Source organism: Shimia biformata (assembly GCF_016888515.1).
Classification (GTDB): domain Bacteria; phylum Pseudomonadota; class Alphaproteobacteria; order Rhodobacterales; family Rhodobacteraceae; genus Shimia_A; species Shimia_A biformata.
Window position 1 is genome coordinate 1358593 of record NZ_JAFEJK010000001.1, and the last position, 23004, is coordinate 1381596.

The 23004-nt window shown below is 61.7% G+C and carries 22 protein-coding genes; 15 read left to right on the plus strand and 7 right to left on the minus strand.

What is annotated here, in order from left to right; genetic code table 11:
* Positions 1-3: 3 nt before the first annotated feature.
* From JQ863_RS06640 to mdh, 5 genes are all read right to left on the minus strand, one after another.
* Positions 4-2967, minus strand: a complete 2964-nt coding sequence (locus tag JQ863_RS06640) for a 2-oxoglutarate dehydrogenase E1 component (RefSeq protein ID WP_204113515.1) — start codon at positions 2965-2967, stop codon at positions 4-6.
* Positions 2968-3157: 190 nt separating this feature from the next.
* A complete protein-coding gene (gene sucD, locus JQ863_RS06645) occupies positions 3158-4045 on the minus strand; it encodes a succinate--CoA ligase subunit alpha (protein WP_204113516.1) in 888 nt (295 codons plus the stop codon).
* Positions 4046-4050: 5 nt separating this feature from the next.
* Positions 4051-5244, minus strand: a complete 1194-nt coding sequence (gene sucC / locus JQ863_RS06650) for an ADP-forming succinate--CoA ligase subunit beta (protein WP_204113517.1) — start codon at positions 5242-5244, stop codon at positions 4051-4053.
* A 221-nt stretch (positions 5245-5465) separates the two neighbouring features.
* Entirely contained in the window at positions 5466-6323 is an 858-nt protein-coding gene (locus JQ863_RS06655; protein WP_204113518.1) for a glycosyltransferase, read from the minus strand.
* Between the two features lie 7 nt (positions 6324-6330).
* Positions 6331-7293, minus strand: coding sequence for a malate dehydrogenase (gene mdh, locus JQ863_RS06660; RefSeq protein ID WP_204113519.1), 963 nt, complete (start codon positions 7291-7293; stop codon positions 6331-6333).
* Positions 7294-7462: 169 nt separating this feature from the next.
* Between mdh and JQ863_RS06665 the strand changes: the two genes are divergently transcribed.
* Positions 7463-8200, plus strand: coding sequence for a sulfite exporter TauE/SafE family protein (locus tag JQ863_RS06665; protein WP_239113224.1), 738 nt, complete (start codon positions 7463-7465; stop codon positions 8198-8200).
* Positions 8201-8215: 15 nt separating this feature from the next.
* Here JQ863_RS06665 and JQ863_RS06670 read toward each other — a convergent pair whose 3' ends face one another.
* Positions 8216-8530, minus strand: coding sequence for a hypothetical protein (locus JQ863_RS06670; RefSeq protein WP_204113521.1), 315 nt, complete (start codon positions 8528-8530; stop codon positions 8216-8218).
* A 211-nt stretch (positions 8531-8741) separates the two neighbouring features.
* Between JQ863_RS06670 and JQ863_RS06675 the strand changes: the two genes are divergently transcribed.
* The 14 genes from JQ863_RS06675 (at position 8742) to JQ863_RS06740 (ending at position 21636) form a co-directional block, all read left to right on the plus strand.
* Positions 8742-9596, plus strand: coding sequence for an HpcH/HpaI aldolase/citrate lyase family protein (locus JQ863_RS06675; RefSeq protein ID WP_204113522.1), 855 nt, complete (start codon positions 8742-8744; stop codon positions 9594-9596).
* Positions 9597-9629: 33 nt separating this feature from the next.
* Positions 9630-10184, plus strand: a complete 555-nt coding sequence (locus JQ863_RS06680) for an NnrU family protein (protein ID WP_204115079.1) — start codon at positions 9630-9632, stop codon at positions 10182-10184.
* On the plus strand, positions 10184-10387 hold the full coding sequence (locus JQ863_RS06685) for a DUF1737 domain-containing protein (RefSeq protein ID WP_204113523.1): 204 nt from the start codon (positions 10184-10186) through the stop codon (positions 10385-10387). The genes JQ863_RS06680 and JQ863_RS06685 overlap by 1 nt, the downstream gene beginning before the upstream one ends.
* Positions 10388-11419, plus strand: a complete 1032-nt coding sequence (locus tag JQ863_RS06690; RefSeq protein WP_204113524.1) for a MaoC family dehydratase — start codon at positions 10388-10390, stop codon at positions 11417-11419.
* A gap of 348 nt (positions 11420-11767) precedes the next feature.
* A complete protein-coding gene (gene sdhC / locus JQ863_RS06695) occupies positions 11768-12151 on the plus strand; it encodes a succinate dehydrogenase, cytochrome b556 subunit (RefSeq protein ID WP_204113525.1) in 384 nt (127 codons plus the stop codon).
* Positions 12152-12163: 12 nt separating this feature from the next.
* Positions 12164-12535 (plus strand): succinate dehydrogenase, hydrophobic membrane anchor protein, encoded by a 372-nt coding sequence (sdhD, locus tag JQ863_RS06700; protein WP_204113526.1) that lies wholly within the window; start codon positions 12164-12166, stop codon positions 12533-12535.
* A 13-nt stretch (positions 12536-12548) separates the two neighbouring features.
* A complete protein-coding gene (gene sdhA / locus JQ863_RS06705) occupies positions 12549-14354 on the plus strand; it encodes a succinate dehydrogenase flavoprotein subunit (protein WP_204113527.1) in 1806 nt (601 codons plus the stop codon).
* 19 nt (positions 14355-14373) lie between these two features.
* The gene (locus JQ863_RS06710) at positions 14374-15270 is read left to right on the plus strand and encodes a hypothetical protein (RefSeq protein ID WP_204113528.1); all 897 of its coding nucleotides are present in this window, start codon (positions 14374-14376) and stop codon (positions 15268-15270) included.
* Positions 15263-16042 carry a succinate dehydrogenase iron-sulfur subunit gene (locus JQ863_RS06715; protein ID WP_204113529.1) on the plus strand — a complete coding sequence of 260 codons (780 nt, stop codon included), beginning with the start codon at positions 15263-15265 and terminating at the stop codon, positions 16040-16042. The genes JQ863_RS06710 and JQ863_RS06715 overlap by 8 nt, the downstream gene beginning before the upstream one ends.
* Positions 16043-16112: 70 nt before the next feature.
* The gene (locus JQ863_RS06720; protein WP_204113530.1) at positions 16113-17270 is read left to right on the plus strand and encodes a WD40/YVTN/BNR-like repeat-containing protein; all 1158 of its coding nucleotides are present in this window, start codon (positions 16113-16115) and stop codon (positions 17268-17270) included.
* 118 nt (positions 17271-17388) lie between these two features.
* Positions 17389-17541: a hypothetical protein gene (locus tag JQ863_RS06725; RefSeq protein WP_204113531.1), complete on the plus strand. Its 153-nt coding sequence runs from the start codon at positions 17389-17391 to the stop codon at positions 17539-17541.
* Positions 17542-17651: 110 nt separating this feature from the next.
* Positions 17652-19304, plus strand: a complete 1653-nt coding sequence (locus JQ863_RS06730; RefSeq protein ID WP_420826242.1) for an FAD-binding dehydrogenase — start codon at positions 17652-17654, stop codon at positions 19302-19304.
* 233 nt (positions 19305-19537) lie between these two features.
* A complete protein-coding gene (locus JQ863_RS06735) occupies positions 19538-20713 on the plus strand; it encodes a type III PLP-dependent enzyme (protein WP_204113533.1) in 1176 nt (391 codons plus the stop codon).
* Positions 20714-20775: 62 nt separating this feature from the next.
* Positions 20776-21636, plus strand: coding sequence for an urea carboxylase-associated family protein (locus tag JQ863_RS06740; RefSeq protein ID WP_204113534.1), 861 nt, complete (start codon positions 20776-20778; stop codon positions 21634-21636).
* 33 nt (positions 21637-21669) lie between these two features.
* On the opposite strand, the gene JQ863_RS06745 is transcribed toward JQ863_RS06740, so the two are convergent.
* On the minus strand, positions 21670-22992 hold the full coding sequence (locus JQ863_RS06745; RefSeq protein ID WP_204113535.1) for a serine hydroxymethyltransferase: 1323 nt from the start codon (positions 22990-22992) through the stop codon (positions 21670-21672).
* Between the last annotated feature and the right edge of the window lie 12 nt (positions 22993-23004).

Below are 23004 nucleotides of genomic sequence, written 5' to 3' on the forward strand. Positions count from 1 at the left end.
CGCTTATTTTCCTTCCATGGTCAGCGCGGCATCGACCAGCGCCTCTTGTTGAGCTTTGTGTTGGCTTGCCAGACCCGTGGCCGGCGACGCCGAAGCCGGACGACCGGCATAGACAGGGCGGGTATGCTTGGCGCCAATGCGCTGCAGCACCCATTCGATATTGGGTTCGATGAAGGTCCAGGCCCCCTGGTTCTTGGGCTCTTCCTGGCACCAGACCATCTCGGCGTTTTTGAACCGTTCCAGTTCCTTCACCGCCGCAAGCGCCGGGAAGGGATAGAACTGTTCGAACCGCAGCAGGTAGATGTCGTCGATCCCGCGCTTGTCGCGCTCTTCCAGCAGGTCGAAATAGACCTTGCCGGAACACATGACGACGCGCTTGATCTTGTCATCCGCCTTGAGCTTGGTTTCCGAGTGACCCTTCTGGGCGTCGTCCCACAGAACCCTGTGGAAGCTCGACCCGGTGGTGAAATCTTCTGCATTCGAGATGCACAGCTTGTGCCGCAGAAGCGATTTCGGCGTCATCAGGATCAGCGGTTTGCGGAACGAACGGTGGATCTGGCGCCGCAGGATGTGGAAATAGTTTGCCGGGGTCGTGCAGTTTGCCACGATCCAGTTGTCACCGCCGCACATCTGCAGGAACCGTTCCAGCCGTGCCGACGAGTGTTCCGGGCCCTGGCCCTCGAACCCGTGCGGCAGCAGGCAGACAAGGCCGGACATCCGCAGCCATTTCGATTCACCGGAACTGATGAACTGGTCGAACATGATCTGCGCGCCGTTGGCAAAGTCACCGAACTGCGCTTCCCACAGGGTCAGCGCGTTGGGTTCCGCCAGCGAATAGCCGTATTCAAAGCCGGACACCGCGTATTCCGACAGCGCCGAGTCGATCACCTCGTACTGGGCCTGACCATTGCGGATGTGGTTCAGCGGATAGTACCGCTCTTCCGTGTCCTGGTTCACGATCCCGGAATGGCGCTGCGAGAAGGTGCCGCGCGTGGCGTCCTGCCCGGACAGGCGGACCGGGTAGCCTTCGGTCAGAAGGCTGCCGAAAGCCAGGGCTTCGGCGGTGGCCCAGTCAAACCCCTGACCGGACTTGAACATCTCGGCCTTGCTTTCCAGAAGCCGCGCAACCGTCTTGTGGATCGGGTAGCCCTCGGGGACCGACGACAGGGATTTACCGACCTCTTGCAGGGTCTCTTCCTTGATCGCAGTCTGGCCGCGCTGGTATTCGCCATCTTCCTTGTCGAGGTGCTTCCAGCGACCATCCAGCCAGTCGGCCTTGTTGGGCTTGTATTCCTTGCCGGCCTCGAACTCTTCGTTTAGGTGGGCCTGGAACGCGGCCTTCATGTCCTCGATCTCGCCTTCGGGGATCAGCCCGTCCTTGACGAGGCGCTCCGTGTAGAGCGTCAGCGTGGTTTTGTGTTTCTTAATCCGCTTGTACATGATCGGGTTGGTGAACATCGGTTCATCACCCTCGTTGTGACCAAAGCGGCGATAGCAGAACATATCGATCACCACGTCCTTGCCGAATTTCTGGCGGAACTCGGTGGCGACCTTGGCGGCATGGACAACCGCTTCCGGGTCGTCACCATTGACGTGGAAGATCGGGGCCTCGACCACCAGCGCGTTATCGGTCGGGTAGGGCGACGAGCGCGAGAAGTGCGGCGCGGTGGTAAAGCCGATCTGGTTGTTCACCACGATGTGGATCGTGCCGCCGGTGCGGTGACCGCGCAGGCCGGAAAGTGCAAAACACTCGGCCACGACACCCTGACCGGCAAAGGCCGCGTCGCCGTGCAGAAGGATCGGCAGAACGGCGGTGCGTTCCTTGTCGCCCAACTGGTCCTGCTTGGCGCGCACCTTGCCCAGCACCACCGGGTTCACCGCCTCAAGGTGCGAAGGGTTCGCCGTCAGCGACAGGTGGACGGTGTTGCCGTCAAACTCGCGGTCGGACGAGGCGCCGAGGTGGTATTTCACGTCGCCCGAGCCGTCGACATCCTCGGGTTTGAAGCTGCCGCCCTGGAATTCGTTGAAGATCGCGCGATAGGGTTTTGCCATCACGTTGGCCAGAACCGAAAGGCGGCCCCGGTGGGGCATGCCGATGACGATTTCCTTCAGACCCAGCGCGCCGCCGCGCTTGATGATCTGTTCCATCGCCGGGATCAGCGCTTCGCCACCGTCAAGGCCGAACCGTTTGGTGCCCATGTATTTCACATGCAGGAACTTCTCGAAACCTTCGGCCTCGACCAGCTTGTTCAGGATCGCCTTGCGGCCCTCGCGGGTGAAGGCGATTTCCTTGCCATAGCCCTCGATCCGCTCTTTCAGCCAGCCAGCCTGCTCGGGATCGGAAATATGCATGTATTGCAGCGCAAACGTGCCGCAATAGGTGCGCTTCACGATGTCCATGATCTGGCGCATCGTGGCGATTTCCAGCCCCAGCACCTTGTCGATAAAGATCGGCCGGTCCATGTCCGCGCCCGAGAACCCGTAAGACGCCGGGTCCAGCTCGGGATGCGGGGTCTTGTCGCGCATGTCCAGGGGGTCGAGGTCGGCGATCAGGTGGCCCCGGATCCGGTAGGCGCGGATGATCATCAGCGCGCGGATCGAGTCCAGAACCGCGGTACGGATCTGCGCGTCCGACACTTCGACACCCTTGTCGGCGGCTTTCGCCTTGATCTTGTCGGCTGCGCCTTTTGCCTCTTCGGGCGGGGCGGGCCATTCGCCTGTCAGGGCGCTGGTCCAGTCATCGGCGGGTTGCGGCGGCCAGTCATTGCGCAGCCAACTGGGGCCGGTGGCCTCGGCCTTCACGTCAAGCTCGGCATCACCAAGCTGGCGGAAGAACTCCTGCCACGCCGCATCGACCGCACCCGGGTCGGCAGCATAGCGGGCATACATCTGTTCGAGGTATTCCGCGTTGTGGCCCTGCATGAAGGACGAGGCGTGGAAGATGTCGTTGGGGCTTTGGTCGGTCATGGCGGACTCCCGATCCCGAAAAATTCAGGTCAACCGTTGTCGTCAGAATTGAGAGGGCAGCAATTGGTTTTGATCACCGCCCGGCGGCAACGCCGGGCAGCGCCCGACCCGCCCCCCAGGGCGGGCGCTTCACGCCCCCCCTCGGGTCCGGCGCTGCCCTCAGCGCCTGTGACGGGTCGGTTCAGTTTCATCAGCCCAGCTCAATCGCTTTCTGGACCGCTTCGCCCAGCGTGGCGGGGCTGTCGGCGACGACGATGCCGGCTTCTTTCATCGCGGCGATCTTGTCTTCGGCGCCACCTTTGCCACCGGCAACAATCGCGCCTGCGTGACCCATGCGGCGGCCCGGAGGCGCTGTGCGGCCCGCGATAAAGCCAGCGGTCGGCTTCCAGCGGCCCTTCTTGCGCTCGTTCGCCAGGAATTCAGCGGCTTCTTCTTCCGCCGAACCACCGATCTCACCGATCATGATGATCGACTGGGTCTCGTCATCCGAAAGGAACATGTCCAAGACGTCGATATGCTCGGTGCCCTTGATCGGGTCGCCACCGATGCCAACAGCCGTCGATTGGCCAAGGCCGATATCCGCAGTTTGTTTCACGGCTTCATAGGTAAGCGTGCCCGAGCGCGAGACAACACCAACCGAGCCGCGTTTATGGATGTGGCCGGGCATGATGCCGATCTTGCAGGCGTCCGGGGTGATGATGCCGGGGCAGTTCGGACCGATCAGGCGGCTTGCCGAGCCTTCCAGCGCGCGTTTCACCTTCATCATGTCCAGTACCGGGATGCCTTCGGTGATACACACGATCAGTTCCATCTCGGCGTCGATCGCTTCGAGGATCGAGTCCGCCGCAAACGGCGGGGGCACATAAATCACCGAGGCGTTGGCTTCGGTCTTGGCCTTGGCTTCGTGGACCGAGTCAAAGACAGGCAGGCCCAGATGCTCCATGCCGCCCTTGCCGGGGGTCACGCCGCCGACCATCTTGGTGCCATAGGCGATGGCCTGTTCCGAGTGAAAGGTGCCTTGCGAGCCGGTGAAGCCCTGACAGATCACCTTGGTGTTTTCATCAACAAGAATTGCCATCAGTCTTACCCTTTCACCGCTTTCACGATTTTTTCTGCACCATCCGACAGGTTGTCGGCGGCGATCACGTTCAGGCCAGAGGTGTTGATGATCTCTTTGCCCTTCTCGACATTGGTGCCTTCCAGACGCACGACCAGCGGAACCTGCAGGCCGACCTCTTTCACCGCGGCGACAACGCCTTCCGCGATCACGTCGCAGCGCATGATGCCGCCGAAGATGTTCACCAGGATGCCTTTGACGTTCGGGTCCGAGGTGATGATCTTGAACGCTTCGGTCACTTTCTCCTTGGTGGCGCCGCCACCAACGTCGAGGAAGTTGGCAGGCTCGGCACCATAAAGCTTGATGATGTCCATCGTCGCCATGGCAAGGCCCGCGCCGTTCACCATGCAGCCGATTTCACCGTCCAGAGCGATGTAGTTCAGGTCATACTTGGATGCGGCCAGTTCCTTGGGGTCTTCCTCGGTTTCGTCGCGCAGAGCGGCGACGTCCTGATGGCGATAGACCGCGTTGCCGTCAAAGCCCAGCTTGGCGTCCAGAAGTTTCAGGTTGCCGTCTTCCATGACGATCAGCGGGTTGATCTCAAGCATCTCCATGTCCTTCTCGACGAAGGCCTGGTAGAGCTGACCCAGAAGCTTGACGCATTGCTTGACCTGCGCGCCTTCCAGTTCCAGCGCAAAGGCGACGCGGCGGCCGTGATAAGGCATGTAGCCGGTTGCCGGGTCGATCGAGAACGACAGGATTTTTTCCGGGGTCGACGCGGCGACCTCTTCGATGTCCATGCCGCCTTCGGTCGACGCCACGATCGAGATGCGGCTGGTCTGGCGGTCAACGAGGAACGCAAGATAGAGTTCGCGCGCGATGTCCGAGCCGTCTTCGATATAGATGCGGTTGACCTGTTTCCCTGCCGGGCCGGTCTGATGGGTCACAAGGGTGCGGCCCAGCATCTTCTTGGCTTCTTCGGCGGCTTCTTCCACCGACTTGGCAAGGCGCACACCGCCTTTTTCGCCTGCGTCAGCTTCCTTGAAGTGGCCCTTGCCGCGGCCGCCCGCATGGATCTGTGCCTTCACGACCCAGAGCGGGCCGTCAAGTTCACCGGCTGCGGTCTTGGCGTCTTCGGCCTTCAGGACAACACGTCCTTCGGAAACCGGGGCGCCATAGCTGCGAAGAAGTTGCTTCGCCTGGTATTCATGGATGTTCATGGAACCGTCCCATCGTTGCTGCGATTGCCGGGCGGTTTGGCACATTACGTTGCCGGAACTAAGCGTTTTTTTGTCGCGCGTGCGGGAAACCGCCGAAAAAGCGACATTTGTGATCACACGTTGAAATTAAGTGATCACAAAGCGGATACCGTTATCGTTATCAGGTTTCCCGGCGCAGAATCGCCTGGCTGACCTGCGCGGAAAGCGCCTGAAATAAAGGGCTATCTCCGATTGCCCCAACGCAAGCGCCAAGCCATCTGTCGCATGATCCAAGCATAGCCATAGCGCACCCTGCCGGTGAATCCCCGGTCAATCAGGCGGCCGGGGGTCGCCGTTGTGCCAGGTGACAGCGCCTTGTCCGCCGCGATCAGCCGGTCAAGATGGGCGCGGGCCACGGGGCCGATCGCATGGTCCAGAGACGTCTTTTGTGCGTGACCGCGCGACAGGTGGCGGTGAAACTCGGGGCTGTGAATGACGCGCGGCGCGGCCTGATTGTGTTCCCAGGCTTCGAACTGGCGACACGCCATCATGTTGTATTCCGGCGGCAGGATCCCGAGGCGCAGGTCGCTGTCATAAAGCTTGCGCCGCAGGATGGGCTGGTCCAGCCCGGCGCCGGTCGCGGCAAGTGTTTCGGCAACATCGGTGAAGAAGTCGCGGATTTGGCGAGTTCCATGGCAGGCGAGAACGCCGCTGTTGACATGGGGGAACGCGTTTATCAGCGGATCGGGTTCGATGGCATGACCACCGCTGGGATTGCGATACTGGTCATGGCAGGCCATCACGTCGAACCGGTCCAGCACATCGAATACGTCGCTGATATCCCCGACCACGCGGATATCGGCATCAAGATAGATCGTGCGGTCAAAACGCGTACGGGCCAGGGCCTCGAACTTTGGGCGAAACCAGCTTTTCTGCAAGTCATGCACCTGATCGAAAACGCCGGGCTCAACCGGACAATCGGTGAAGATGTCGATCTGGGCAGAAGGCGAAACGGCGCGCAAACTGCGCGCCGCATCATGGGCAATTTCGGTATAGCCGGGACCGCTGGTGGCGAAGATATAGCCGCGGCTCCCGGTCATGTCAGTCTCAGGTCAGCGACGAGTCGATCGCCTTGCACGCGTCGACCAGGCCTTGAACAGCCTTGACCGAAGTGTCGAACATCGATTGCTCTTCCTTGTTGAGCTTGATGTTGACGACTTTCTCGACGCCGCCGGCACCGATCACGGTCGGCACGCCGACATACATGTCCTTCACGCCCAGGTCGCCATCGCAATAGGCGGCGCAGGGCAGGACGCGCTTCTGGTCTTTCAGATAGGCTTCTGCCATCTCGATGGCCGAGGCTGCGGGCGCATAGAAGGCCGAACCGGTTTTCAGAAGGCCGACGATTTCGGCACCACCGTCACGGGTACGCTGAACCATGGCGTCCAGTTTCTCTTGCGTGGTCCAGCCCATCTCGATCAAGTCGGGCAGCGGGATACCGGCAACGGTCGAATAACGCACCGACGGCACCATCGTGTCGCCGTGGCCGCCCAGAACGAATGCGGTCACGTCGCGCATCGAGACGTTGAATTCCTCGGCCAGGAAGTGACGGAAGCGGGCCGAGTCCAGCACGCCGGCCATGCCGCAGACCTTGTTGGTCGGCAGGCCCGAGAACTTCTGCAGCGCCCAGACCATCGCGTCCAGCGGGTTGGTGATGCAGATCACGAAAGCGTCCGGCGCGTGGTCGCGGATGCCTTCACCCACCGACTTCATGACTTTCAAGTTGATGCCCAGAAGGTCGTCGCGGCTCATCCCCGGTTTACGGGCGACACCAGCCGTCACGATGCAGACATCTGCGCCGGCGATGTCGGAATAGTCGCTGGTGCCCGAAAGCGCGGCGTCGATCTTTTCGACCGGGCCAGATTCGGCGATGTCCAGCGCCTTGCCCTGCGGCAGGCCGTCCGCAATGTCGAAGAGGACGATATCGCCCAGTTCTTTCAGGGCTGCGAGGTGGGCGAGCGTGCCGCCGATGTTGCCTGCCCCGATGAGGGCAATCTTGGGTCTGGCCATTTGGAGTATCTCCGGTCCGGTTGAATTTGGCCGGATGCCTAGTGCTTAACGGGCCGCGACGCAAGTTTTTTGCGCTGCGGCGCAGCGGCGCGGCAAGATGCTTGCGCTAACATGCGATTTGGTAAATGGTCGCCCACGCGGGAATTTTCGGGCAGGGGACGCGCGGGTTTTGGATACCGGACTTTTCATCATTGCCGCCATCGCGGTCACCTTCGCAGGTATCTCGAAGGGCGGTTTCGGGTCCGGCGCGGCCTTTGCGTCATCGACGATTCTCGCGCTGGTGATTCCACCGACGCAGGCGCTTGGGATCATGCTGCCCTTGCTGATGCTGATGGATGTGGCGAACCTGAAACCCTATTGGAAGAAATGGGCCTGGCCGGAATCCAAGGTGCTGATCCTTGGGGGAATTCCCGGTGTGGCGCTGGGGGCGGCGCTGTTCACAGTGGCCAATGACGATCTGTTGCGCTTCCTCATCGGGGTGGTGGCGATCGGGTTTGTGGTCTGGCACCGTTGGCCCGGCCGCAAAGGGCCGGTGAAGCCGCTACCGGAAAGTGCGGGATTTGTCGCCGGGCTTGTGGCGGGTTTCACCTCCTTCATCAGCCATGCGGGCGGGCCGCCGGCGGCGGTCTACCTGTTGTCCCGTGACATCGGCAAGACACCTTATCAGGCCAGCACGGTGCTGATTTTCTGGGTCATCAACATCGCCAAGTTCGTGCCTTACGCGTTTCTCGGCGTCTTTACCGTGCAGACTTTCACGATGGATCTGTACCTGGCGCCATTTGCGCTGATCGGGGCGTGGATCGGGGTCAAGGCGCATCACATGGTATCGGAAAAGGCGTTCTTCGCGCTGACCTACGTGTTGTTGCTGATCACCGGTGGCAAGTTGATCTTTGACGCGCTGACCTGATCCGGGCCGACCCGTTCAGGCCAGTTTGCCGGGTTTGGGCAGCGCTTCAGCCAGTTCCTGATAGCTTTCTCCTGCGGCGACAAGGCAGGTACGGCCATCGGGCAGGGTGACGGTGATCGACCAGCTGCCGGTTTCCTCTGACGCAAAAACTTCGACCACCACGTTGTTGTTGCCCAGCCCGACCGAGCGGCGCGTCTCGCCGAAATCTCCGGTCAGACGTTCCAGCACCACGTCGCGCGGGGCACAGTTGTTGCCCTGTGCGTGGGCCAAATCCGCACCCATCGCCATCAGTCCCAGCCCCATCGTCATCTTGAGAATCACGTCTTTCATACCTGTCCCTTTCTGTTTCTGCTCGCCGCAATGGGGGCGATCACCTGCCGAAATCATGGGCGGACAAGGCGTAAATCCGGGTTAATCAACCGAGCGCAGCTTGCGCTTGGGGGATTGGACGTGGGGAAATTGCTGCATTGCGGCGGAATTACCCTTGAAGTTTTCTGAGAATTTGGGCCATGTTCGCGCAACATTATTACGAGGTGATGAAATGGATCAGCGCGCACGCCCCTATCGTTCGGTTCTCTATATCCCCGGTTCCAAGGACCGGGCGCTGGACAAGGCCCGGACCCTTCCTGTTGACGCGATCATCTTCGATCTCGAAGACGCGGTGACGGTCGAGGAAAAGGACAACGCTCGCGACACGCTGAAAGCGGCGCTTGCGGCGGGCGGTTACGGTGACCGGGTGCGGATCGTGCGGATCAACGGGCTGGACACCAAATGGGGCGAGGCAGATGCCCGCGCCGCCGCCGAGATGGATTGCGACGCGGTCCTTCTGCCCAAGGTCGATGGGCCCGAGCAGATTGACGCGCTGGCCGCTTTGGTCGGCGACAAACCGATCTGGGCGATGATGGAAACGCCTCGCGGCATGTTAAATGCAGCCGCGATTGCGGCGCATCCGCAATTGCAGGGCATGGTGATGGGCACCAATGACCTGGCCAAGGAACTCCAGACCCGCTATCGCCCCGACCGCCTGCCGATGATGGCCGGGTTGGGCCTGTGTGTGCTGGCGGCCAAGGCCGAGGGTGTGATTATCGTCGATGGCGTCTATAACGCCTTCAAGGATGACGAGGGCCACCGCGCCGAATGCGATCAGGGCCGCGACATGGGCTTTGACGGCAAAACCATCATCCACCCGGCCCAGATCGAGGTCGCAAACACCGCCTTCGCGCCCAGCGAAGCCGAGATCGACCTGGCTCGCCGCCAGATTGCGGCGTTTGAAGAAACCGAGGCCGCAGGGCAGGGCGTTGCCGTGGTCGATGGCAAGATCGTCGAAAACCTGCATGTCGCGACGGCACGCGAAATCCTTGCGAAAGCAGATGCAATCGCGGCCCTGACCGCCTAAACCTGTCCCCATGGATCAACAGGGGAGAGAATGATGATCTGGTTGGTACTGGGCGTGGCGCTTTGGGCGGCTGCGCATATGTTCAAGCGTATCGCGCCGGATGCGCGCAAGAATATGGGCGAAAAAGGCAAGGGCGTCGTTGCCCTGGCGCTGGCGGCGTCGGTCGTGTTGATGGTGCTGGGCTATCGCGCGGCGCCTGTGGTGGATCTGTGGTATCCGCCAGCTTGGACGCTGCATCTGAACAACCTTTTGGTGCTGGTCGCGATCTTCCTGATGAGCCCGGCGCCGCGCAAGGGCAAGATCTTCAACAAGATGCGCCACCCGCAGCTGGCCGGGTTCCGCGCCTGGGCCTTTGCGCACCTTCTGGTGAACGGCGATCTGGCTTCGGTCATCCTGTTTGGCGGGCTGTTCATCTGGGCGGCGGCTGAGGTCGTGATGATCAACAAGGCCGAAGGCGACTGGCAGCCGACCCAGACCGGAACCTATGCCAAGGATGCGATGTTCCTTGTCGCGTCGCTGATCCTGATGGCGATCATCGGCTATATCCACGGCTGGCTTGGCCCGTGGCCGTTCCCCGGAGCGATGTGATGAAGCTTTATCGTTTCCTCTCGGAAGAAGACACATCCGCCTTCTGTCACAAGGTGACCGAGGCGCTGAACAAAGGGTGGGAGCTTCACGGCTCTCCAACCCAGACCTGGGACCATGCGGCCGGCGTCATGCGCTGTGGTCAGGCGGTCACGAAAGAGGTCGAGGGCACCTATTCCCCCGACATAAAGCTAGGAGCGCAATAAATGGCAAAGACCAATCCGGGCCGGTTTTTCGAGGATTATTCGCTGGGGCAGGTGATCGACCACGCTGTTCCGCGTACCGTGGGGCAGGGCGAGCGAGCGCTTTATCACGCGCTCTATCCGGCCCGCCACGCGCTTTATTCCTCGGATGAATTTGCCCGGAATTGCGGTCTTCCGGGATCGCCGCTGGATGACCTGGCGGCGTTCCACGTGGTCTTTGGCAAGACCGTGCCGGACGTGTCGCTGAACGCGGTGGCCAACCTTGGTTATGCCGAGGGGCGCTGGCTGAAGCCGGTCTATGCCGGGGACACGCTGCGGTCTTCGTCCGAGGTGATCGGGCTCAAGCAGAACTCGAACGGCAAGACCGGCGTGGTCTGGGTGCGCACCCGTGGCACGAACCAGCACGACGAGGTCGTGATGGACTATGTCCGCTGGGTCATGGTGCGTAAACGCAACGTGGACGCACCAGCGCCCGAAACTGTGGTGCCCGAGCTTTCCAAGGTTATCGACCCTTCCGATCTCGTGATCCCCGAGGGGCTGGATTTCTCCAACTATAATTTCACCCTGGCCGGGGAACCCCATCGCTGGGGCGACTATGAGGTGGGTGAGACCATCGACCATGTCGATGGCGTCACGCTGGAAGAAGCCGAACACATGATGGCGACGCGGCTTTGGCAAAACACGGCCAAGGTGCATTTCGACGCGACGTTCCGTCCTGATGGCCAGCGCCTGATCTATGGTGGTCACATCATCTCGCTCGCGCGCGCCCTGTCGTTCAATGGGCTGGCCAATGCCCAGATGATCGTCGGTCTCAACGGTGGCGCTCATGCGAACCCGGCCTTCTCTGGTCTGACGGTCAAGGCATGGTCCGAAGTTCTGGACAAGGCGCCGACATCGACCCCGGGGGTTGGCGCGATCCGTCTGCGGCTGGTTGCCACCAAGGGCGGCGCGCCGTTTGAGCTGAAAGGGGACGACGGCAAATACCTGCCGGACGTGCTGCTGGACCTCGACTACTGGGCGTTGATGCCGCTCTGAGTACGGACGTCAGCCGGTCTGCCACCGAAATCGCAGCCTGTGATCACAGATTTGGCCTTGAGAGATGTTACCGCAAACTGCTGTGTTGGTGGCGATAACAGCGAGTGAGTCGCGGTTTGGCGCAGTTATCCGATGGCCGGGCTTGTTTGCAGACAGATGAGTCGACGGATTGTGCAGATATGTGATCACGCAAATATATGTGTGATCACAAAATGACCGCTCGCGCCGCATAAACTGCAAAAATCTGCCGAATTGCGCCAAAAAACCGCGTCTGTCGCCATTCGGGTCAGGTGACAGCGCAGAAAAATGCGTTAGTAAGTAACGCAAGGGAATTGAAAAGGAATGATCATGTCTGACGCGAAAAAGGTTGTAAGACCGCTTTCCCCGCATCTGACCATCTACCGAATGCCCATCCAGGCCATCACGTCGATCCTGACGCGGATCACCGGAAATGCCTTGATCGTGACCACGGTTCTGGTCGTCTGGTGGCTTCTGGCCGCATCGACCGGCCCGGAATACTTCGCCGTGGCGGATGCGTTCGTGACAAGCTGGTTTGGCCAGCTGGTCTTCTTCCTGTCGCTCTGGGGTATCTGGTATCACTACCTCGCCGGTCTGCGTCACCTGTACTATGACGCCGGCAAGGGACTGGATGTCGACACTTCCGAAAAGCTGAGCTGGGCCGTTATCATCGGATCCGCCGCTCTGACTTTCTTCACACTCCTCATCATCTGACCGGAGGCCAAGATGCGTTATCTGACCGACCGCAAACGTGCCGAAGGGCGTGGCTCGGCCCATGCCGGGACCGAGCATCACTGGTACATGCAAGTCAGCGCGGTGGGCCTTGCCCTGATCGTGCCGACCTTCCTTTACATCTTCGGCGGCGCCTATGGCGGCACCTATGAAGAGGTGATCGCCGTCTTCAGCCGACCCGTTCCGGCGATCCTGACCGGCCTGACCCTGTTTGTCGGGCTGAAACACTTCCAGAAGGGCTGGGCCATGTTCGTCGAGGACTATTTCCACGGCACAACCCGCAAAGTGCTGATCATCTTCATGACCGCCTTTGTCTATGGACTGATTGCGACGGGCCTGTTTGCCCTCGCCAAGATCGCGCTTTGAAAGGCTGACTGACATGGCTGCTTACGAATACGAAACACATGACTATGACGTGGTCGTCGTCGGGGCCGGTGGTGCCGGGCTGCGCGCCACGCTGGGGATGGCCGAACAGGGGCTGCGCACCGCCTGCGTGACCAAGGTGTTCCCGACCCGTTCGCACACTGTTGCGGCGCAGGGCGGCATCGCGGCCTCGCTGGGCAACATGGGGCCCGACAGCTGGCAGTGGCATATGTATGACACGGTCAAGGGCTCTGACTGGCTGGGTGACACCGATGCGATGGAATACCTCGCCCGCGAAGCGCCCAAGGCGGTTTACGAGCTGGAACATTACGGCGTGCCGTTCTCGCGCACCGAAGAGGGCAAGATCTATCAGCGTCCCTTTGGCGGTCACACCACCGAATTCGGCGAAGGCCCGCCCGTGCAGCGCACCTGCGCCGCCGCCGACCGGACCGGCCACGCAATCCTGCACACGCTTTACGGCCAGTCGCTGAAAAACAACGCCGAGTTCTATATCGAATACTTTGCCATCGACCTCGTTATGTCCGAGGACGGACAGTGTCAGGGCGTTGTCTGCTGGAAGCTGGACGATGGCACGATGCACGTCTTCAATGCCAAGATGGTGGTGCTGGCGACGGGCGGCTATGGCCGCGCCTATTTCAGCGCGACTTCAGCCCATACCTGCACCGGTGACGGGGGCGGCATGGTGGCCCGCGCGGGTCTGCCGCTGCAGGACATGGAGTTCGTGCAATTCCACCCGACCGGCATCTACGGCTCGGGCTGCCTGATCACCGAGGGCGCACGCGGCGAGGGCGGTTATCTGACCAACTCCGAAGGCGAGCGGTTCATGGAGCGCTATGCGCCCAACTACAAGGACCTCGCGCCGCGTGACTATGTCTCGCGTTCGATGACGATGGAAATCCGCGAAGGCCGCGGTGTGGGTGAGCATGGCGACCATATTCACCTGAACCTGTCGCACCTGCCGGCCGAGGCGCTGGCGGAGCGTCTGCCCGGCATCTCGGAATCGGCAAAAATCTTCGCCGGTGTCGACGTGACCAAAGAGCCGATCCCGGTTCTGCCAACGGTGCATTACAACATGGGCGGCATCCCGACGAACTACTGGGGTGAGGTGCTGAACCCGACCAAGAAGGACCCGACCGCCGTTGTGCCCGGCCTGATGGCCGTGGGTGAAGCGGGCTGTGCCTCGGTCCACGGTGCGAACCGCCTCGGCTCGAACTCGCTCATTGACCTTGTGGTCTTTGGCCGCGCCGCCGCGATCCGTGCTGGCAAGGTCGTCGATCCCGAAGCGCCGAACCCGGTTCTGAACCAGGCGTCGGTCGACAAGGCATTTGACCGTTTCGACGCCGTCCGCCACGCCGATGGCGCGGTGCCGACCGCCGAATTGCGGCTTGAAATGCAGCGTACCATGCAGTCTGACGCAGCCGTGTTCCGCACCGACAAGACCCTGAAAGAGGGTGTCGAGAAGATGACTGCGATCGCTGCCAAGATGGATGATCTCAAGGTCACCGATCGCAGCCTTGTCTGGAACAGCGACCTGATGGAAACGCTGGAACTGGGCAACCTGATGCCGAACGCGCTGGCGACGATCCACGGGGCCGAGGCCCGCAAGGAAAGCCGTGGCGCGCATGCACACGAGGATTACTCGGAGCGTGACGACAAGAACTGGCGTGTCCACACCGTAGCCCGCGTCGAGGGCAACAAGGTGGACCTCAGCTATCGTCCGGTGATCGTCGATCCTCTGACCAACGAGGATGAAGGCGGCATCAGCCTGAAGAAGATCGCGCCCAAGGCGCGGACATTCTAAGGGGCGCTGGCGGGTGTCAATGCGGATGGATAACGGTTCGGGTCGGCGGGTGATCGTGCATTGCGGCGCCCAGAAAACCGGCTCGACCGCGTTCCATCATTTCGTGCAGCAAAACCACGAGCGCTTGCGTGGGCGGGTTGAGATCCGCACGCCGCAGAAGGGCACAGTGACCCGCGACCTGGGTCGTACCTGCGCATTGTTCAGCCTCGACCTCGAGGCGCACGAAGACGCGCTGGTCGCGCTGATCCAACAGATCGGCACAGATGTCGCAGCCACAGATTGCACCTGCATCATCAGCCATGAAAACATCGTTGGCGCGATGATGGGGCGGTCCGGTGTCACCACGCTTTACCCCGCGCTGCCAAAAATCATCGCGCTGTTTGAAAAGCACCTCGCCCCGGTCCAGCCGGTCTATGTCATCTATACCCGTGACATGGGTGCATGGAAGAAAAGCGTGCATAATCAGGCGGTCAAGTCCGACAGCTATGCCGGAACGCAGGCGCAGTTCCTTGCCGAGACCGAGGATTGCGGCACGTGGGAGCAGTTGGAACAGGACCTTGTGGCGCGGCTTGGCCGTGACCGGGTGGTGTTCTTCCGGCTTGAGGATGAGCCTGCGCAGGACCGGCCCGGCCAACAGCTACTGCGGCTTGCAGGCCTTTCCGAGGCCGAGATCGCCACGCTGGACCCGGTTCCCGGGCGCCGCAATGAAAGTCTGAACCCCGGCGCGCTGGAATTCATGCGGCAGATGAACGGGCTTGGCCTTGGCCGTCCCGCCCGCCGTCAGGTCGCCGCGCTGATCAAGAAAAACCCGGCATTGTTTGCCGAAGACATCCACCCGGCGTCCCAGCCGGGCCACGTGATCCCAACGGGGGCCGATGCGCCTCTGCTTGACGAGACAGGAGAGAGAAATGGTTGAACTGACCCTCCCGAAGAATTCCAAGATCCAGACCGGCAAGACATGGCCCAAGCCCGAGGGCGCGACCAATGTCCGCAAGTTCCAGATCTATCGCTGGAACCCCGATGACGGGAAGAACCCGCAGGTCGACACCTATTTCCTCGACATGGACAAATGCGGCCCGATGGTTCTGGACGCGCTGATCAAGATCAAGAACGAGATCGACCCGACGCTGACCTTCCGCCGGTCCTGCCGCGAGGGGATTTGCGGGTCGTGCGCGATGAACATCGACGGGATCAACACGCTGGCCTGTATCTATGGCCTCGACGAGATCAAGGGCGACGTGAAGATCTATCCGCTGCCACACATGCCGGTGGTCAAGGACCTGATCCCCGACCTGAACCACTTCTATGCCCAGCATGCGTCGATCATGCCTTGGCTGGAAACCAAGACCAACCGCCCCGCGAAAGAGTGGAAGCAGTCGATCGAGGACCGCAAGAAACTGGACGGTCTTTATGAATGCGTGATGTGCGCCAGCTGCTCGACATCCTGTCCCAGCTACTGGTGGAACAGCGACCGTTACCTTGGTCCCGCCGCCCTGCTGCATGCCTATCGCTGGATCATCGACAGCCGGGACGAGGCCACGGGCGAACGTCTGGATGCGCTTGAGGATCCGTTCAAGCTCTATCGCTGCCACACGATCATGAACTGCGCCAAGACCTGCCCCAAGGGTCTGAACCCGACCAAGGCAATTGCGTCGATCAAGAAAATGATGGTCGACCGCCACGTCTGAGCGATCTGAATAAATTGGTCCCGACTCAGGGGCCCGTGCTAGCCTCCCTGTCATTCAGGGAGGCTTTTTCATGTGCGCGGACATTACGGTGCTTGTAGGCACCACCAAGGGGGCGTTCTTGTTGTCGTCGGACAAGGGGCGCCAGGACTGGTCGCTGACCGGCCCGCATTGCGACGGCTGGTCGATCAACCACGTGATCGGAGACGCCGGGACGGGGCAGCTTTGGGCAGGGGGCGGCGGCGAATGGCCCGGCGCCGGGGTCTGGCGGTCAGCGGATGGTGGCGACAGCTGGTCGTTAACCAAGCTTTCGGGCGGGCAACAGGACGAATGGGCCGCCAGTGACCCGGAATTTGCCAAGATCATCAACTGGGAGCCGCAGGATTTCCCATTCACCGGCCAGATCGAAAATGTCTGGTCCCTGAGCCGCGCGCATGGGCGGCTCTGGGCCGGGGGCAAACCGGGGGTATTGCTGGTGTCCGAGGATGACGGTGCGACATGGGCGCTGAATGACGGGTTCGCCAATTTCCCTGGGCGCGAAAACTGGAGCCCCGGCGCGGCGGGGCTGGTCCTGCATACGATTGTTCCCCATCCCCAGGACCCTGCAAAGGTCTGGTTGGGGATTTCGTCGGCAGGGGTGTTTGCCTCGGAGGATGGCGGCCAAAGCTGGGAGCGGCGCAACCGCATGTCCAACGCCGATGCCTGCGGCCACCACGACCACCCCGCCGCGCCGCGCGACGGTGAGACCGGGCATTGCGTGCATAACATGGTGCGCGCCGACGGGACGGGTGATCTGCTCTATCAGCAGAACCACCACGGCGTCTGGCGGTCTTCGGATGGCGGGCGCAGCTGGGATGACATCACTGCCGGCCTGCCCTCGACATTTGGGTTCCCAATCGCAGTAAACCCGCATGACCCCGACATGATCTGGGTGCTGCCGCTCAATGGCGACTCGATCGGGCGCTATCCGCCCGATGCGTCGGCCGCCGTGTGGAAGTCTGCGGACCGGGGCGAGACCTGGACCGCCTGCCGCGAAGGGTTGCCGCAAGGGAGGTGTTTCTTCACGGTCCTGCGGCAGGCGATGGCAACGGACCAGCGGGCGCAAACAGGGGTCTATTTTGGCACCAACACCGGCTCGGTCTTTGTCAGTCGCGATGAGGGCGAGACGTGGCAGGAGATTGCCGAACACCTGCCGACCATCCTGAGCGTCGAGGTGCTGGACCGCGGGTGACGTTGCGACATTTGCCTTTTTTGCATGGCCGGTATCGCCATTCATGGGATGAAACCGTGTGCTTTGGAGCTTATGTTCCTGGGCAGGGAGGGGATCCGACCCTAAGGAACCCGAAATCATGTCCGACCCGAAGAATACCCCCGAAAACGCCGCTGCACGGGCGCTGGAACTGCTTGAACAGTCCTATGCCTACTATTCCCAGCCTCTCAGCGTGATCGAAACCGGCAAAGTCAAAGACGAGACCTATTACGAATACGTCAAGGCCGCCTGAGGCCGGGACAGTTCGAAGATGCGGGCGCCCTTGCAGGCGCCCTTTTTCGTTTACGCAAGGTTGACCTTGGCGCGGCCCCGGCCCGGCGCTAGCCTTCCAGCAAGGGAGGAATGTCTATGGCGGATGCGGATGTAATCATCGTTGGCTCGGGCCTTGCGGGGCTGGTGGCGGCAAGCGAGGCGGTCGCGCGCGGCAAGAAGGTGCTGCTGCTGGATCAGGAAGGCCCGCAATCCATCGGTGGGCAGGCCTTCTGGTCGCTTGGTGGTCTATTCATGATCGACACGCCGGAACAGCGGCGCATGGGCATCCGCGACAGCCACGCATTGGCCCGCACCGATTGGCTGGGCTCGGCCCAGTTCGACCGTGCCGAGGATGAAAACCCCCGCAAGGTCGCCGATGCCTTCCTCGATTTTGCGGCCGGAGAGATGCGCCCCTGGCTGTCATCCATCGGGATGCGCTGGTTCCCGGTTGTCGGCTGGGCCGAGCGTGGTGGCGAGATGGCGCATGGCCACGGTAATTCCGTGCCCCGGTTCCACGTAACATGGGGCGTCGGCCCCGGTGTGGTCGCACCGTTTGAACACATGGTGAAAGAGGCCGAAAAAGCCGGCAAGCTGACGATGGGTTTTCGCCACAAGGTCACCGGACTGATCGTCGAAGGCGGCGTCGTGAAAGGGGTCGAGGGCTCGATTTTGGCCGATGACAATGCCGAACGCGGACGCTCGACCAATCGCGAGGTGAAAGGCGACTTCAGTTATCGCGCGGAGGCGGTTGTTCTGACCACCGGCGGGATCGGCGGCGACCATGACATGGTGCGCCGCTACTGGCCCGAGGACCGGCTGGGCAAGGCGCCGAAACGCATGGTTGCGGGTGTCCCCGACTATGTCGACGGCCAAATGCAGCGCGTCGCCGAAGGCGCAGGCGCGGCGATCATCAACGGCGACCGCATGTGGCATTACACTGAAGGTTTGGCGAACTGGGACCCGATCTGGCCGAACCACGGCATCCGCATCCTGCCGGGGCCGTCCTCGATGTGGTTCGACGCGCTGGGTCAGCGGATGGAGGCACCGTATCTGCCCGGGTTCGACAGCCTTGGCACGCTGAAACGCATCCTGTCCACGGGGCATGAACACAGCTGGTTCATCCTGACCCAGAAGATCATCGAAAAGGAATTTGCGCTTTCGGGGTCGGAACAGAACCCCGACCTGGCCTCGGGCAAGTGGTCCGAGGTGCTGAAATCCCGCATCGCAAGCAAGGGCGCCCCGGCCCCGGTCGAGGCGTTCAAACAGCATGGCGAAGATTTTGTCGTTGCCGACGACCTGGCGGCACTGGTCGAGGGTATGAACAAGATCACGCCCGACGTACCGCTGGACGTGACCAAAATCCGCACCCAGATCGAAGCGCGGGACATGCAGATCGACAACCCGTTCAGCAAGGACGCGCAGGTAACCGCCATTCGCGGCGCGCGCCAGTATCGGGGTGACAAGCTGATCCGCACGGCGAAGCCCCACAAGATACTGAACCCGGATAACGGCCCGCTGATCGCGGTGCGGCTGAACATCCTGACGCGGAAATCGCTGGGCGGGTTGCACACGGATCTTGGCGGGCAGGTGCTGAAACCCGACGGGTCGGCCTTTCAGGGGTTGTTCGCAGCCGGAGAGGTTGCGGGATTCGGTGGGGGTGGTTACCACGGCTATAATGCGCTTGAGGGCACGTTCCTTGGCGGTTGCATCTTCTCGGGACGGGCCGTGGGCCGATCTGTGTGAAAATGGTCACAATAGAGGGTTCGTCAAGTCATTGAAAATAGGCGAAAAACAAAGTTTTTTTCGTCGGGCCGAAATTTTTTCTTGATTGAAAACGCCATTGGCCCGATATGGCAAATCAAGACGCCAACGCACGCGCCTCTGTCGTAAGGGACGCCCCCTATGGTTACGTAGCGACGGTAACGTCTCCCTTTGAACTGTTCGGTCGGAAACGGCCAGGTCTTTTGGAGATGACCATGTACGCATACGCAACCGGGGCTTTCGCTCCCGAAACCAATACCCGTTCCCTGTCGCGCGCAGAAGCGTTCATCCTGGAAAACCGGTTCGACCGTCCGACCCTTGTTCTGGACACCGAGGCCGTTGCCCGTCAATTCGGTGCGCTGAAAGCCGGTCTTGGCCGTGCCGCCATCCACTATGCCGTGAAAGCCAACCCCGCGCCCGAAATCCTGAAGACGCTGGTTGGTCTGGGTGGCCGCTTCGACGCCGCCAGCCGTGCCGAGATCGAAATGTGCCTCGCCGCCGGTGCTGCGCCTCAGCATATCTCGTTTGGAAATACCGTGAAGAAACCGGCCGACATCGCCTTTGCCTATGGCGCAGGGGTTGAGCTGTTTGCGGTCGACGCCGAAGAGGAAATGGAAAAGATCGCCGCCAACGCCCCCGGCGCCAAGGTCTATGTCCGCCTGATCGTGGAAGCCACCGAAGCCGACTGGCCGCTGACCCGCAAGTTCGGCTGCGCGCCTTCGAAAGCGGTATCGCTGATGGATTATGCCGTGTCGCTGGGCCTGCGTCCGGTGGGCGTGTCCTTCCATGTCGGCTCGCAAACCCGCCGCGCATCGATGTGGGCGCCGATCCTGGATCAGGTTGCCGATGTCTGGGCTGACGCCAAGGCCGCCGGCCACGACCTGTCGGTTCTCAATATCGGCGGCGGTTTCCCCGCCTTCTATGGCGAGGAAGTGCAGGGCGCGACCTCTTACGCCGCAGAAGTCATGGGCCAGATTGCCGCCCGTTTCGGCGACGTCACCCACATCATGGCAGAGCCCGGCCGTGGCCTTGTCGCCGAATGTGGCGCCATCGCCGCCGAAGTGCTGCTGGTCAGCCGCAAATCGGAAACTGACCTGCACCGCTGGGTGTTCCTCGATATCGGCAAGTTCTCGGGCCTGGCCGAAACCATGGACGAGGCGATCCGCTATCAGTTCCTGACAGAACGTGACCACGAAGACACCGGCCCCTGCATCCTGGCCGGCCCGTCCTGCGACAGCGTCGACGTGCTTTACGAGAAGAAGCCCGTGCAATTGCCGCTAGGCCTGAAATCGGGTGACCGTATCGTGATCCGCAACTGCGGTGCCTATACCTCGACTTATGCCACCATTGGCTTCAACGGCTTCCCGCCGCTGGACGTCATCGCAATCTGACACTTGCCAATCCCGGGGAGGGAGGGTTCATTTGGGGGACGTCCGACAAACGGAGCCCCTGAATGACCCGCAATCCCGCATTTCACCCACCCGCCGACGCCGACGCCCGCCGCGCTGTGACGCCGGTGATCTGCTATCCCGTGGAAACGCTGCCAAAGCCCGACATGGCGCTTTACCTGGGCGCGCGGGATGGGGTGAGAAAGGTGGATGAGGTGCTTGTTCCACCTCGCGACGCGCGGTGTTTTCGGGTTCCTGCGGGGCATTTCTTTCGCATCACATCCGTCGATGGTCCGCAGGTCGGTGATCTGAACCTTTGGCGTGCCGATGATTTGGGGGAACGGTTCTATTCCGGCAAGACCCGCGCGCTGCACGGCTCGCATGTTTCGACCGGGGACCGGTTGTGGTCCGGCCTCCCGTGGCTGCGCCCGATGGCGACCATCGTGGCGGATACGCTGGAATGGTACGGGATCGACGAATTTGGCGGAGCGGTTCATGACGTGATCGGCACGCGCTGCGACCCCTACACGGGCAACTTGTTGTCCGGCACCCAGTATCACCATTGCTGCCATTCCAACCTCACCCGCGCATTGGCGGAAATGACCGGCCTGTCTCTGCTCGACGCCGAACCTCATGTGCATGACGTGCTCAACGTCTTCATGTGCACCGGGTTCACTCGCGAGACCGGGCAATACTTCATGAAGGCCAGCCCAGTGCGCCCCGGCGATTTCATCGAGTTCTTCGCCGAGATCGACCTACTGGGCGCACTCAGCGCCTGTCCCGGCGGGGATTGCGGGGCCGAGCATTCTTCGGACTCGGCCCCCTGTTTCCCTCTTCTGGTCGAGGTGTTTGCCCCCGCACCCGGCGCGCTTGACGGATGGGCGTCCCCCGAGGTGAACAGATACGACCGCAGTCACGGGGTTTGAGGTTGGCGGCGGGTATTTGTGACCAGCAAAAAGTCAGGTGTGGATGAAGTTAAGGCTGTCAAAGCCCTGACGCCAACGCGCGGTCTCTGTCGCCATCGCCGCGGGATCGTTTGAGCGCAACGCGGCGGCGATCCGGGCTGCCAGCTCCGGTGCATGGTCGGCTGTCATGCCCCAGCGCACCAGTTCCGGTGTGCCGATCCTGAGACCGTTCAGGTCGCCTTCGACCGGGGCAACAGGCAGGCCGATGCCGCAGGCCAGGAACCCGGCCTTGCGCAGGGTCTTGCTGGCGGTCTGCCCTCCACCAAACGCGGCGGCGAGGACTGCGAATTGGTGGGATTGGGTCGGGCCGTGGCGGGTCTCGAAGACGTCGATGCCCTGCGCCGCCAATTCCTGCGCCAGCGCCTTTGACATGTCGATCATGGCTTTGGCATAGGCCGCACCGAAGTCGCGCCAGTCCAGCATTGTCATCGCAAGCGCTGCGGATTTAGCCGCGTCGAAATTGGCTGTCATGCCCGGAAAGGCAATCTTGTCCAGCCTTTGCGCAATCCCGGCGTCATTGGTCACGATCAGCCCCGAAGGGGGACCGCCCAGCGACTTGTAGGTCGACATGGTCATCAGATGTGCGCCCTCGTCCAGAGGGTTCTTCCAGGCCTTGCCCGCGATGACCCCGCATTGATGCGCGGCGTCGATCAGCACCTTGGCGCCGGTCTGATCGGCGATGGCACGGATTTCGGCGACCGGATGTTCGACAAGGTTCAGCGACCCGCCGATCGTGATCAGGCTGGGGCGCAGGTCACGGGCCTGCCGTTCCAACCCGTCGAGATCAACGGAATAGCCATCTGCATCCACGGGGGCGGAGTGGCTTTCCAACCCGTAAAGTCCCGCGCAGCCATCAGCGTGATGGGTGACATGTCCGCCCACCGCCGCAGGCGGGGTAATGATCCGGTCGCCGGGCCGAGTCAGCGCCATGAATCCGTAGAGGTTGGCAATTGCGCCTGATGGCACGCGAATCTCGGCATAGCGAGCGCCGAAAACCTCGGCGCAAAGCTCGGCTGCGATGACCTCGATCTCTTCCATCGCCTCAAGCCCCATCTCGTACTTGTCGCCGGGATAGCCAAGCGACGGGCGCGACCCAAGGCCAGACGCAAGCAAGGCCTCGGCGCGCGGGTTCATTACGTTTGTGGCCGGGTTGAGGTTGAAGCACTCGACCTCGTGGATCGCCTTGTTCCGGGTGGCGAGCGAATCAAGCCGGTCGACCAGCGCCGGGCTGTCGGTTTCGGCGGTCAGTGAGGCGATGGATTGAACGCGGGCCTCGCATTGGGCAGGCACCCAGGGACGTGGAGAGAGGTTGGGCATGGTATTTCCGTC